The organism is Streptomyces ureilyticus, from assembly GCF_011045025.1.
GTDB classification, from domain to species: Bacteria; Actinomycetota; Actinomycetes; order Streptomycetales; family Streptomycetaceae; genus Streptomyces; species Streptomyces ureilyticus.
Genome location: NZ_JAAKZX010000239.1, coordinates 1 through 13,292, shown reverse-complemented (window position 1 = coordinate 13,292; position 13,292 = coordinate 1). Strand labels below are relative to the sequence as shown.

At 71.2% G+C, this 13,292-nt stretch carries 9 protein-coding genes; 1 reads left to right on the top strand and 8 read right to left on the bottom strand.

Annotated features, from left to right (window positions below; translation table 11 throughout):
• Positions 1-26 precede the first annotated feature (26 nt).
• The 7 genes from G6048_RS41335 to G6048_RS50465 form a co-directional block, all read right to left on the bottom strand.
• A complete protein-coding gene (locus G6048_RS41335; protein WP_206342775.1) occupies positions 27-1,628 on the bottom strand; it encodes a sugar ABC transporter ATP-binding protein in 1,602 nt (533 codons plus the stop codon).
• Between the two features lie 138 nt (positions 1,629-1,766).
• Positions 1,767-4,634, bottom strand: a complete 2,868-nt coding sequence (locus G6048_RS41330) for a SpoIIE family protein phosphatase (RefSeq protein ID WP_206342774.1) — start codon at positions 4,632-4,634, stop codon at positions 1,767-1,769.
• Positions 4,635-4,940: 306 nt separating this feature from the next.
• Positions 4,941-5,489, bottom strand: coding sequence for an O-acetyl-ADP-ribose deacetylase (locus G6048_RS41325; protein ID WP_165344759.1), 549 nt, complete (start codon positions 5,487-5,489; stop codon positions 4,941-4,943).
• 5 nt (positions 5,490-5,494) lie between these two features.
• The gene (locus G6048_RS41320) at positions 5,495-6,904 is read right to left on the bottom strand and encodes a phytoene desaturase family protein (protein ID WP_165344758.1); all 1,410 of its coding nucleotides are present in this window, start codon (positions 6,902-6,904) and stop codon (positions 5,495-5,497) included.
• 326 nt (positions 6,905-7,230) lie between these two features.
• Positions 7,231-8,076, bottom strand: coding sequence for an inositol monophosphatase family protein (locus G6048_RS41315; protein WP_165344755.1), 846 nt, complete (start codon positions 8,074-8,076; stop codon positions 7,231-7,233).
• A 106-nt stretch (positions 8,077-8,182) separates the two neighbouring features.
• The gene (locus G6048_RS41310; protein WP_165344754.1) at positions 8,183-10,021 is read right to left on the bottom strand and encodes a gamma-glutamyltransferase family protein; all 1,839 of its coding nucleotides are present in this window, start codon (positions 10,019-10,021) and stop codon (positions 8,183-8,185) included.
• Between the two features lie 69 nt (positions 10,022-10,090).
• Complete coding sequence (locus tag G6048_RS50465) at positions 10,091-10,717, bottom strand: DUF4232 domain-containing protein (RefSeq protein ID WP_165344753.1); 627 nt, start codon at positions 10,715-10,717, stop codon at positions 10,091-10,093.
• Between the two features lie 219 nt (positions 10,718-10,936).
• On the opposite strand from G6048_RS50465, the gene G6048_RS41300 reads away from it, so the two are divergent.
• Positions 10,937-11,605: a hypothetical protein gene (locus G6048_RS41300; protein WP_165344752.1), complete on the top strand. Its 669-nt coding sequence runs from the start codon at positions 10,937-10,939 to the stop codon at positions 11,603-11,605.
• A 39-nt stretch (positions 11,606-11,644) separates the two neighbouring features.
• On the opposite strand, the gene G6048_RS41295 is transcribed toward G6048_RS41300, so the two are convergent.
• Positions 11,645-13,201, bottom strand: coding sequence for an NCS1 family nucleobase:cation symporter-1 (locus G6048_RS41295; RefSeq protein WP_165344751.1), 1,557 nt, complete (start codon positions 13,199-13,201; stop codon positions 11,645-11,647).
• Between the last annotated feature and the right edge of the window lie 91 nt (positions 13,202-13,292).

Sequence of the window (13,292 nt, the reverse complement as noted above, 5' to 3'; positions counted from 1 at the left end):
GGGCGAGGAGGGGGAGGGCGAGGCGGTCATGAGTCCGTCGCGCTTCCGGAAGTTCCCGAGGGGGGCATGGCCGAAGCTGCCCGGGTGAGCCCGGCTACGGTGAGGTCCGGGCCGCTCAGCTCGGCCGTCACGGACCCGCGGACGAAGACCAGGGCACGTCGGCACACGCCCGCGACCTCCTCGAAATCGGTGGAGATGAGCAGTACCGCGAGGCCGGCGGCCAGCGCCTCGTCGAGCAGGCCGTAGATCGCGGCCTTGGCGCCGATGTCCACGCTGGCCGTCGGCTCCTCGAGGACCAGCAGGCGCAGGTCCACCCGAAGCCACCGTCCGATCATGACCTTCTGCTGGTTCCCGCCGGACAGGGTGGCGATGGGGGCCTCGCTGTCGCGGGGACGTACCGAGAACCGTTCGATCAGGGTGGTGGCCTCGGCACGTTCGCGGCGGGGCCTGATCCAGTGCAGCGCCGGCAGGCCTCCCGCGCGGGGGTTGGCCAGGAGGTTCTCCCGTACGGTCAGCTCGGTGGCGCATCCCTCCTGCTGTCTGTCGCCGGTCACGAAGCCGACACCGAGGCCGACGGCGTCGGCGACCGTGTGGGGGCTGTAGCGCCGGCCGCCGAGGAGTACGCGACCGTCGAGGAAGGGCCGGGAGCCGACGAGGGCCCGGCCCAGCTCCATGTGCCCGGCGCCCGAGAGGCCGACCAGACCCAGGACTTCCCCGGCCTTGAGTTCCAGGCTGACCGGGCCCGCGCCGGCGGTCCGTACGCCGTCGAGGGTCAGCACGGCCGGGGCGTCGGCGGGGGCCGTGGCGGGGCGGCGAGCGAAGCGAGATGGGGGTCCCCCCGGACGGAGTCTGGGGGAGGTCACTTCCTCGCCGACGATGTCGTGCACCAGACGGGCGGGACTACGGTCCGCAAGCCGGCCGTGGCTGACGAGGTGGCCGTCGCGCAGGACGGCGAAGGTGTCGGCGACCTCGTACACCTCGTCCAGGCGATGGCTGACGTAGAGGATGCCGTGGCCCCGGTCGCTCAGGGCGTGCAGTACGTGGAAGAGCCGGGCGCAGTCCGCGGCGGGGAGGCGGGCGGTCGGCTCGTCGAGGACGATGAGCTTCGCCCGTCCCGCCAGGGCTCGGGCGATGGCGACCAGTGAACGCTCGGCGGCGGCGAGCCGGGCGATCGGCGCGTCGGGGTCTAGATGTCCGGCGACGGTCCGCAGGGCGTCGGTGCAGCGCTCCCGGGTCCGCCGCCAGGAGATCAGTCCGGCGCGGCGCGGATACCCGGTGCTCAAAGCGATGTTCTCGGCGACCGTCATCCACTCCACGAGGCCGAGGTCCTGGTGGATGAAGGACATGCTGCGAGAGGCCGCATGGGTCCCGAGCGGGTGACCGGCCACGGTGATCTGTCCCGCGTCTGCCTGGTGAACGCCGGCGAGCACTTTGATGAGCGTGGACTTTCCGGCGCCGTTGGGGCCGAGAAGGGCCAGGACGCTGCCGGCGTGGACGTCGAGGTCGACCCCGGCCAGTGCGAGGGTCCCGCCGAACCGCTTGTCAAGCCCGCGGATGCGGACCAGGGGTTCCGCTCCGGCGGGCGGGATCGCCTTCTCAGAGGCGTCGGGAGCATCGTGCACGGACATCTCCCGGGGGTCGGCCTGGCAAGTTCTTCCCGACTTTCATCAGGGATACTAGCGGTGCAAATAGCAGCATTTCAGACATTTGACGGTGACTGCGCCCCGAACGAGTCAGAGGGCCGCCAGTGCGGCGTACGCAGGCCCTCAGGCGCCGTCGAGCCCGCATTCGGCCCAGATGACCTTGCCCTCCGCTGTGTAGCGGGTCCCCCAGCTCTCTGCCAGCTGCGCGACGAGGAACAGGCCACGGCCACCCTCGTCGGAGGCGGCCGCCCGGCGCAGGTGCGGGGCGGTGTTGCTGGTGTCGTAGACCTCGCAGATCAGCGTGGGGCCGTGGATCAGCCGCACCCGGATAGGCCCGGCACCGTGACGGACGGCATTGGTGACCAGCTCGCTGAGCACGAGTTCCGCGACGAACGCGGCCCCGTCGAGTCCCCAGTCGGCCAGCTGCCGGACGGCGGCGGCGCGGACGTCGCTGACGAGGGCCGGGTCGGCGGGCAGGTCCCAGCCGGCGATCCGGTGGGGGTCCAGCGCGTGGGTGCGGGCGACGAGCAGTGCGAGGTCGTCGTCGGGGTGGGCGGGCGCCACGATGTCCAGGACCGCCTCACAGGTCTCCTCGGGTGTGCGCTCCGGGTGGGCCAGGGCCTTGCGCAGGCGGTCGAGGGACTCGTCGATGTCACGGTGCCGGTCCTCGATGAGTCCGTCGGTGTAGAGGACCAGCTGGCTGTACTCGGGGAGGTGGATCTCGGCGGTTTCGAAGGGCAGGCCGCCGAGGCCGAGAGGCGGCCCGGCGGGCAGGTCGGGGAATGACACGGTGCCGTCGGGGTGGACCAGTGCGGGCGGAGGGTGACCGGCGCGGGCCATGACGCACTGCTGCGAGGTCGGGTCGTAGATGGCGTACAGGCAGGTCGCGCCGATGATGCCGACGCCGTCGGCGGCGGGATCCTCTCGGTCCAGGCGCCCCACGACGTTGTCGAGGTAGGTGAGGACTTCGTCCGGGGGGAAGTCGAGTTCGGCGAAGCTGCGTGCGGCGGTGCGCAGTCGGCCCATGGTGGCGGCGGAGTGCATGCCGTGGCCGACGACGTCGCCGACGAAGAGGCCGATACGGGTCCCGGATAGGGGGATCACGTCGTACCAGTCGCCGCCCACATCGGATTCGGCGGGCAGATAGCGATGGGCGACCTCGACGGCTTCCTGATCGGGCAGACCCTGCGGGAGCAGGCTCCGCTGCAGGGCGAGGACCATATTGCGTTCGCGCGTGAAGCGCCGGGCGTTGTCCATGGACAGGGCGGCGCGGGTGGCGAGTTCGTGGGCCAGCAAGCGGTCGTCGTCCCCGAAGGGGGCGGGATCCTGTGAGCGGTAGAAGCCGGCGACGCCCAGGACGACGCCGCGGGCGACCAGGGGGACCGCGATGAGGGAGTGGACATGGGTCAGCAGTTGCTCGGTGTGCTCGGAGTCCTCGCTGAGCCAGCCCGCGGCAGCCTTCAGGTCGGGTTCCAGCACTGCCTGCCCGCTGGTCAGACAACGGAGTTGGGGCGCGGTCGGGCCGAAGTCGACCCGCTTGCCGACCGGGCTGAAAGGAACGTCGTCGCGGATGCCGTGGACCACCGCACGACGCAGGTCACCGCCGGGATCGGCAGACTCCTCGCCGCGTAGTACGGCCTCAGGCAGGTCGATCGTGACGAAGTCGGCCAGTACCGGAACCACCGTCTCGGCGAGCTCCTGGGCGGTGCGGCGCACGTCCAGGGTGGTGCCTATACGAGCGCTGGCCTCGGACAACAGCTCCAGGCGGCGTCGCGCCGCCAGGGCGTACGTCCCCACATGCGGCTCCCCCACCAGCACAAGCCCTCTCGCGGGGGGTTGGGAGTCGGGGTGGCCGTCCGTCGCGTCAGCAGCAGTACCGGCGGCCATGGCGCCCTGGCTGCCCGTGGCGCCCTGGCCGGATGCGGCGCCGGGGAGGTGCCCGGACAGCGGAGTGGCGGAGTGATGCCCGGGCGCCGGGGCGACGGAAGTGTACGAAGCGGATGGCGCGACGACAGCGCTGCCGACGGGCTCGGCGTGAGGGCCGAGCAGCTCGTCGATCCGGCGCGGGACGGAGAGGGCCTGTCGCGGTGGAGGGCTGCGGAAGAGGGCCTCGATGGCGATGCCTTCCACTCCGGAGGCACTCGTCATCGGACGGCTCACCAGGGTCACACTCCGGCCGTCGGGGAGGGACACGTCGACTGCGGCACGCTGCCCGCGGGAGATCAGCTCGGTGGCCTTCTCCATGAGGGCCGCCTGGTCACGGGGGCGCAGCTCGCGAGCCAGTTCTTCCACTCCGACGCCTTGGTGAACGCCGACCGCGGCATCGGCGGCGGTGCTCAGATAGGCCCCCAGCAGAGCCCGCTCACGCGCGGAACTCTGCTCCAGCAGCCGCCGCTCGATGGCTTCGGCCGCCTTGCGTATCACGGTGACGAGCGCCGGGTCCTCGGCGCTGCGCGGATAGCCGAGGCACAGGACGCCTTCGATGAGCCCGCTGAGCGGGTCGCGGACGGGAATCGCGCGGCAGGCGCTCCCCTGGGAGCGCTCGGCGAAGTGCTCGGCACCGTGGACCCGGATGAGTTGCCGCTCCGCCAAGGCGAGACCGATCCCATTCGTGGCGGCGAACTGCTCGGCGAACACGAATCCCGGGACGCGCTGGATCGCCGGGAGGCTTCTGGCCAAGGCCGCCTCTCCGAAACGCCGCAGCACGACCGTCCCGCTCCCATCCGCGACGGAGATGTTCATCGCGCTGCCCGCGAACCTGGACTGCAGCCGGTCGAGCACCGGACCTGACGCGCGGACGAGCCGACCGTCCCGGTCGAAGTCCTCCCGGAAGGGAAGGTCGGACTGGTCCGGTGACAGCCCCAGGGACCTGGAACGCTGCCATGAATCCGAGATCGACTTTCGCACGCCTGAATCGACCGGCTCACCCTGCAAAAACCGCTCACGGGAACGGGCGGACACGATGCCGCCTGTCGCACGCCACGTCCGCATCGATTCCCCGTCGGACCGAACCACGCTTCACCTCGATCCGTTTCCGCCAGTCCACCATTCCGAAGTATCGCAGTATTTATGACAATACTGGCATTAGGAATGGGAGTCACAATTCCTAGAGTTCCTCACCCACGGTGACCTCACGGGACCGGTTGTCACACCGCCGGGAGCGGGTTGACAGGCGAGCCCCTGCGCCGGGTGATGCGGCGGAAGCCGCCACTGAACTGCCACCCATGAACTACGGCCGCGGCTGATCCCCGTCCCTTGCTGACTCAGGCCGGACAGCTGAACCGAACCCCGGTTCCGTCAGCGAAGTTGCCCGGCGAACGCCGCGTAGGACCGCTCGTCGAAGAGGACGAATCTGGCCTCCTCGACCGAGGTGGGCGTGGCCCGCCGCACCGTCTCCACGGCGATCCGGGCGCCGTCGTCGATCGGCCAGCCGTAGACGCCGGTGGAAATCGCGGGGAACGCGATCGTACGGGCGCCGAGCTCGTCGGCGACCCGTAGGGACTCCCGGTAGCAGGAGACGAGCAGGTCGGAGCGGTCCTCGCTCTGGCTGTAGACCGGGCCCACCGTGTGGATCACCCAGCGGGCGTCCAGTTCGCCCGCCGTCGTGGCGACCGCTTGCCCGGTCGGCAGGCCTTTCCCGATGGGGGTCCCCCCGCTCGAGCGAAGCCGAGAGTGGGGGAGGGAGGCGCGGAGCTTTCGGCACTCGTCGAGGATGGCGGGGCCGCCGCGCCGGTGGATGGCTCCGTCCACGCCTCCGCCGCCGAGCAGCGAGGAGTTCGCGGCGTTCACGATGGCGTCGACGGACTGCCGGGTGATGTCGCCCTGGACGAGTTCGATCGCGGCCATGGCGGTCATGACTGGCGCAGCCTCCTCCATACGGCCTTGGCGGCATTGTGTCCCGACATGCCGTGCACGCCCGGCCCCGGCGGGGAGGCCGAGGAGCAGATGAACACGGCCGGATGCGGTGTGCTGTACGGGGACAGGGACAGCCGGGGCCGCAGCATCAGCTGCAGTCCGGAGGCCGCGCCGCAGGCGATGTCACCGCCCACGTAGTTCGCGTTGCGGGCGGCCATCTCGGGCGGGCCCGCCGTGGCGCGGGCCAGGACGCGGTCGCGGAAGCCCGGCGCGAACCGCTCCAGCTGGCGCTCGATCGCGTCCGTGAGGTCGCCGGTCCAGCCGTTCGGCACATGGCCGTACGCCCAGAAGACCTGCTTGCCGTCCGGCGCCCGGGAGGGGTCGGCGACGCTGGGCTGCACGGTGATCAGGAACGGTGCGTCGGGAGCCCGGCCGTCCCGCGAGGCCGCGCGCAGGGCGGCGTCGATCTCGGCCGTGTTCGCACCGATCTGCACCGTCCCGGCGCGGCGGGCCTCCTCCGCCGCCCAGGGCACTGGCCCGTCCAGCGCGTAGTCGATCTTGAAGACGCCCGGCCCGTAGCGGTAGCGCTCGTAGTACCGGCCGAAGCCCGCGATCCGGCTGAGGGCGGCGGGCGAGGTGTCGAAGACGTACGCGCGCGCGGGCGGCAGGTCGTCGAGGCGCTTGACCTCGTAGTCGGTGTGGACGGTGCCGCCGAGGTCCTTGAGATACGCGGCGAGCGCGTCGGAGATCGACTGGGAGCCGCCGCGCGCGACGGGCCAGCCGCCCGCGTGCGCGGCCAGGGCGAAGACGAGACCGATGGCGCCAGTTGCGAAGCCGTCGAGCGGGGCCATGACATGCGCGACCAGACCGGCGAACAGCGTCTTGGCCCGCTCGTCGTGGAACCTGCGCGTCAGCCAGGTGGACGGCGGCAGACCGACGAGACCGAAACGGGCGAGGGTGACCGGGTCGCGGGGCAGCGCGGTGAGCGGCAGGGACATGAAGTCCCGGGCGAGCGTGTCCCATCTGCCGGTGAAGGGGCCGACCAGCCTGCGGTACGTGCCCGCGTCGCGCGGCCCGAAGGAGGCGGCCGTCTCAGCCACGGACCGTGACAGCACGGCCGCCGTGCCGTCCGGGAAGGGGTGCGCCATGGGCAGGTCGTGGTGCAGCCACTCCAGTCCGTACCGACCGAGCGGCATCGCCTTGAACGCGGGCGAGTTGATGCCCAGCGGGTGCGCGGCCGAGCACGGGTCGTGCCGGAAGCCGGGCAGTGTCAGCTCCTCGGTGCGGGCACCGCCGCCGACCGTCTCGCGTGCCTCGAAGACGGCCACACTGAATCCGCGACGGGCCAGCTCCACGGCAGCGGTCAGTCCGTTCGGCCCCGCACCCACCACGACCGCATCGAGCATCGACGGCACCTTCGGACTCCTTTGTCAGCCGATGGCCATTCGGGATCAGGATATGCCGGGGCGGTGACAGCCCCTGGGCGCGGGTGGTCGTCTCCGGCCATCCACCGGGGCCGTGGCAGCCCCGGGCGCGGGTGGACTTCTCCGGTCATCCGTTACGCCCTGCGGCCCGAGTGCATGGCAGCGGCCCGAACACAGGCAACGGCCTGAGCACAGGCAACGGCCCGCGAGGCAGTCCAACCGCCGGGCCAGGCCGCCCGCGGGTCAAGCGGCCGCCGGAGTCAGGCCGCCCGCCGGTCAAAGGGCCGCCGGAGTCAGGCCGCCCGCGGTCAGGCCCCGTCCGCCAGCAAAGCCGCCACCCGCTGAGCCGTGGCCGCGTCCCGCGCCGCGGTGAACGGCAGGACGTTGTCCCCGGTTATACGGAACGGCTCGCCCGCGCGGGTCAGATGGGCGCCGCCCGCCTCCTCGACCAGCAGCAGGCCGGCCGCATGGTCCCAGGCGGCTTCCCAGGAGAAGCCGGTGGCGTCCAACTCGCCGCGGGCGATGGCCAGATACTCGAGTCCGGCGGAGCCGCAGGGCCGGGTCCGCACGCCCTCCGTGCGCAGGCCGAGCAGTGCGCGCTTCTCTTCGTCAGTCGTGAAGTCCGGGTGGGACGTGGCCACTTCCAGCGGGCGGTCCGGCGCGGGCGAACCGGACCGCAGAGGCGCTCCGTCGAGAGCGGCGCCCCCGCCCCGTATCGCCGTGGCGAACAGGTCGAGTGCCGGAGCATACGTCCAGGAGGCGAGCACCTTGCCGCCCTGCGCGAGCGCGACCAGGGTGCAGAAGCCGGGGTTGCCGTGCACGAACTGCCGTGTCCCGTCGACCGGGTCGACGATCCACACCGGCGCCTCGCCCCGGATCGCCTCGTACGTCAGCGGATTGGCGTGCACCGCCTCCTCGCCGACCACGACCGAGCCGGGCAGCAGGGCGCCGAGCGCGGCGGTGAGGTACTCCTCGGCCTTGCGGTCGGCGTCCGTCACCAGGTCGTGCGGGCCGGTCTTCTCGTCCACCTCGTGCGCGGCGAGCTGCCGGAAACGCGGCATGATCTCCGTCGCCGCCGCCTTGCGGACTGCTTCCTCTACGTCCGACATACCGTGCGCAAGAAACTCTTCGATGGTTTCGCTGTCTTCGATCACCACTCCATGAGAGCACGCGGCACTGACAATCCTCACCCGGCCGGTGCACTCCGGGTGGAATCGCCATGAACACCCCAGCCACTGAGGCAGCCACTGAGGCGTCAGGTCAGCGTCCGACCGCGTACCCCTGCATCCCCCGCGGATTCGCCGCCGCCGACAGCACCCCGCTCTCCGGGTCCCGCGCGACCGCGCACAGGCGCCCCTCGGACCAGGGCGGTCCGACCTGCACGTCGTGGCCCCGGCGACGCAGTTCATGGGCGATGGCCGGGTCCATGCGGGCCTCGACGGTGACGCTGCCGGGGCGCATGCCACGTGGGTAGAAGGAGCCGGGGAAGCTGTCGTTGTGCCAGTTCGGGGCATCGATCGCGCCCTGGAGGTCGAGCCCGCCGCGCACCTCGGAGCGCAGGGCGACGGCCAGGAAGAAGTGCAGTTGCCACTGGTCCTGCTGGTCGCCGCCGGGTGTGCCGAACGCCATGACCGGCACCCCGCCCCGCAGCGCGAGCGAGGGCGTGAGTGTCGTACGCGGACGGCGGCCGGGCGTTAGGGAGTTGGGCAACCCCTCCTCCAGCCAGGTCATCTGGAGCCGGGTGCCGAGCGGGAAGCCCAGCTCCGGCACGACCGGGTTGGACTGCAGCCAGCCGCCGCTGGGCGTGGCGGCGACCATGTTGCCCCAGCGGTCGACCACATCGAGGTGGCAGGTGTCGCCCCGAGTACCGCCGTCCGCCGAGACGTCCGGCTCCCCGGGCACGGGCGACCTCAGGCTCTTGGCCACGGTCGGCTCCCCCACCCCAGGCGTCGCGAGCGGATCGAACCCCGCCTCCCCGGTGGCCACCACGCGCGCGTGCTCGCTCAGCCGCGGAGTACGCCCCCCAGGGCTCCCCGGCCGCAGCTCGTACGAGGCCTTCTCCCCGACGAGCGCCCGCCGCCCGGCGTTGTACTCCTCCGACAGCAACTCCCCCACCGGTACGTCGGCCGCGTCCCCGTACCAGGCCTCCCGGTCGGCCATCGCCAGCTTGCAGCCCTCGATCAGCAGATGGACGTAATCCGCGGAGCCGTACCGCGGCAGTTCGGACGGCAGCACGGCCAACTGCTGGAGGAGGACCGGCCCTTGGCTCCAGGGCCCCGCCTTGCACAGGGTCCAGCCGCGCCAGTCGTACGTCACCGGAGCCTCGTAGGACGCGGACCAGGAGGCCAGGTCGGCTGCCGTCAGCGTGCCCGCGTGGCGTTCGCCGCTGGTGTCCATGGTCGGTCGCCCTGCCTGCCGTACCAGGGCCTCGGCGATGAAGCCCGCACGCCAGATCCGCCGCGCGGCCTCGATCTGCGCGACCCGGTCACCGCTCGCCCGGGAGGCCTCCGTGATCAGCCGCCGCCAGGTCGCGGCCAGCGCCGGATTCCGGAACAGCTCGCCCGGACGCGGGGCCCGGCCGCCCGGCAGATAGACCTCGGCCGACGAGGTCCACTCGGCCTCGAAGAGCTCCCGTACGGTCTCGACGGTCTCGCCGACGCGCTCCACGGGCGGGTGCCCGTCCTCCGCGTACCCGATGGCGTACTTCAGGACGTCGGCGAGGGGCTTCGTGCCGTGGTCCCGCAAGAGCAGCATCCACGCGTCGAAGGCACCGGGAACGGCGGCGGCGAGCGGCCCCGTACCGGGTACGAGATCCAAACCGAGTCCCCTGTAGCGGGCGATTTCCGCCCCGGCCGGCGCCACACCCTGACCGCACAGCACCCGGACCTCGCCGCCCGCCGGGGCCAGGATGATCGGCACCTCGCCCGCGGGCCCGTTCAGATGGGGCTCGACGACATGCAGGACGAACCCCGCGGCGACGGCGGCGTCGTACGCGTTGCCGCCGTCCTCCAGGACAGCCATCGCCGACTGCGAGGCGAGCCAGTGCGTGGAGGACACCATGCCGAAGGTGCCCTGGAGGGTGGGACGGGTCGTGAACACGGGGCGACTCCTCACTGCCGGGCAGGCATGCGAAGATCGTACGTACCCGTCCGCGCCCCCAGGTACCCGCTACTCCATCGGCTTCCAGGGCAACGTCCCCAAGACGTTCTCCGGGCCGATGTCGAAGTAGTTCTCGGCGCGTACGGTCGTGACCTCGCGTCCCTTCGCGGGTGCGACCCGCAGATAGATGCCCTTCTCGTTGTTCATCCGCCAGTACAGGCTCGCGTACGCGCTCTCACCAGGAGCGAGGGTCAGCGGCTCGGGGCCGGGGTCCTCCGGAGCCATGGACACCTCGTCCGTGCCCTCGACGGTGCGCACCCCTGAGAGGGGCTCGCCCGCCTCGTCGAGCACCTGGATGGAGGGGTAGCCGTTCAACTCGTACGGCCGTGAACCGCAGTTGGTCAGGATGAGGCTCGTGGCGCGCAGTCCCATGGCGCCCTGGACGAGCTCGGTGTCGAAGCGCACACCGGACGACGGGCAGCCGGACTCCTCCTGAACCGGCACGCTCGGCGAGGCTTCGGGAGTGACGGCCGGAGGCGGCTCCACGCTCAGGGTCACCGACGGTGAGGGTGGGAGCTTGGGATCCGGGTCGCGCTCACGCTCCAGTTCGGCGGAGAGCCCGCAGCCGCTCGTGGTCAGCGCCAGCAGGCAGGCGAGGACGGCGAAACGGGCTGGCCCGCGGCGTATCGCGATCACCCGCCGATCATCGCACGCACCCCCGGGCGGAAGGGTTCACTCCGGGTGACCGGCGCCCCGGCCGTACTGAACGCGGCTTCCGTCAACAGCCGGCCGCTGTGACCACACGGCCACGGAGCGAGTTCGCACTACCGCCTCACTGGGAGGCATGTGACACTGGCGTACCGTCCGCAGTGTGGTGTGGCCCCCTCCGCACCCATCCCTCACGAGAAGTGCGCCGTGCGTTCTCTTCCTCTGCCGCTCGCCCTCACCGCGCGTCTGCTGCCGGTCGCCGTGCTCGCCTCGGCGGGCTGGGCGCTGGCGTCCGGGCCGTTCGCCGCGTCCCCGGCCGGGGACGCGAAGGACAAGGCGGCCTCGGACAGACCCAGCGCTTCGCCGTCCGCGCCGTCCACGGCGGCGGCGACCCGGACGTACCGCGTGTCACCGAAGCCCTGCCTGGGGCTCGGAAAGAAGACGGTGACCTCGCTGGTGCCGGGCGCCAAGGCGGCAGGCAAGGAGATCCCGTCGACCAACGAGTCGGTGCGCCGCACCTGCTCGTGGAACGCGCTCAAGGGGTTCGACTACCGCTGGCTCGACGTCTCGTACGAGATCAAGAAGACCGACCAGACCGCCGCGACCGCCTACAAGGAGCGCGTCGCGAAGCACAGCGGCGGAGGGGCCGTCCCCGGTCTCGGCGACGAGGCGTACTCCGTAGTGAACCTCACCACCGAGGACAAGCAGCAGACGCGCGAAGGCATGGTGATCGTCCGCGCGTCCAACGCGATGGTGGTCATCACGTACAACGGCAGTGACTTCGAGTCGAAGAAGGCGCCCGGTACGGACGAGATCAACAAGGGCGCCATCAAGGCGGCCAAGGAGGCGGTGGCCGCGCTGGAGAAGGCTCAGTAGAGCCCGTATCTCCAGCACGGCCCGCACCAACCCAACCCGTCACACGTCCTTGGGCTCCCGCTCCCTGCCGCCCATCAGCACCACGTACAGCAGCACCGACGCGGCCAGGCCCACTGCCCAGCCGTAGTCGGCGAGGGGCTTCAGGAACGGGATCAGTCCGTCCGCCGGGAAGGGGCCGGCCTTGTTGCCGTCGGCGTCGACGTTGGAGTACGAGCCGCCCACGGCGAGGACGGCGCCCACAGCGAAGGCCACCAGGGCCCGCCAGTTCCAGCCGGAGTTGTACCAGTAGCGGCTGCCCTCGGTGTAGAGGCCGGACAGGTCCAGGTGAGTACGGCGGACCAGCCAATAGTCGGCGATGAGGATGCCGACCACGGTGCCGAGGAGACCGCCGACGGTACCCAGCCACGTGAAGATGTAGACGTCCGGGTTCTCGATCAGCTTCCAGGGGAAGATGCCCACGCCGATACAGCAGGCGATGAGCGCCCCGGTGCGGAAGTTGATGAGCTTCGGGGCCAGGTTGGACAGGTCGTACGCCGGGCTGACCAGGTTGGCGGCGACGTTCGTGGACAGCGTGGCGAGCAGCAGGATGAAGAGCGCGAAGAGCACCCCGATCGTGCTGTCCATCCGGGCCGCGAGCTGGCTCGGGTCCCAGATCGGCTCGCCGTAGACGGCCTGCGCGCCAGAGGTGACCAGCACCGACAGCAGTGCGAACGCGGCCATGGTGGTCGGCAGCCCCAGCGACTGGCCCCACACCTGGGCCTTCTGTCCGGCGCCGAAGCGGGTGAAGTCGGGGATGTTGAGGGAGAGCGTCGACCAGAAGCCGATCATGCCCATCAGCGCGGGGAAGAAGACTTTCCAGAAGTCGGCGCCCCAGCCGAGCTGTGAGGGCTGGTCGAGCAGCGGGCCGAAGCCGCCCGCCTTGTTCGCGATCCACACCAGCAGCGCCACCGCGCCGGCCAGCATCAGCGGCGCCGCCCAGTTCTCCAGCCGCCGCACCGCGTCCATGCCGCGCAGGATGATGACGATCTCGATGGCGAAGAAGAGCAGGAAGCACAGCCACTGTGTCCACGGATAGCCGCCGACCTTGCCGGCGTCGGTCCACCAGCTGCCCGCCCCGGACAGCTTCCCGGCGAGGAAGTAGATGGACTGACCGCCGATCCAGGTCTGGATGCCGAACCAGGCGCAGGCCACAAGGCCGCGCAGCAGCGCCGGCAGATTGGCGCCGCGCAGCCCGAAGGAGGCACGGGCGAGCACGGGGAACGGGATGCCGTACTTCGGTCCCGCATGGCCGGTCAGCAGCATCGGCAGCAGCACGATGACGTTGCCGAGCGCGATGGTGAGCACGGACTGCTTCCAGTCCATCCCGAGCGCGACCAGGCCGGCGGCGAGCGTCCACGACGGGACGTTGACCGCCATCCCGATCCACAGCGCGGCGAAGTTGTACGTCGTCCAGCGCCGCTCGGCGAGCGGCACGGGACGCAGGTCCTCGTTGGCGAAGGGGCTGTCCTCGGGGAAGGCCCCGGGGGCGAGCTCTATCCGGCCTTCGGCGTCGACGCTCTGGACGGTGGGCGACCCCGTGGGGGCTGTTTCGGTCATGGGCAGGCCAATCAATAAGCGGGACAGGAGAGGCCGTGCGGGCCCCTTGACCCCTCCCCGGGGCAGGGAGGGGAGACAAGGAGTGGGGGGT

Coding starts and splice junctions, on each gene's coding strand:
- G6048_RS41335 (WP_206342775.1), bottom strand. CDS start 1,628: ATGTCCGTGCACGATGCTCCCGACGCCTCTGAGAAGGCGATCCCGCCC.
- G6048_RS41330 (WP_206342774.1), bottom strand. CDS start 4,634: ATGCGGACGTGGCGTGCGACAGGCGGCATCGTGTCCGCCCGTTCCCGT.
- G6048_RS41325 (WP_165344759.1), bottom strand. CDS start 5,489: ATGGCCGCGATCGAACTCGTCCAGGGCGACATCACCCGGCAGTCCGTC.
- G6048_RS41320 (WP_165344758.1), bottom strand. CDS start 6,904: ATGCTCGATGCGGTCGTGGTGGGTGCGGGGCCGAACGGACTGACCGCT.
- G6048_RS41295 (WP_165344751.1), bottom strand. CDS start 13,201: ATGACCGAAACAGCCCCCACGGGGTCGCCCACCGTCCAGAGCGTCGAC.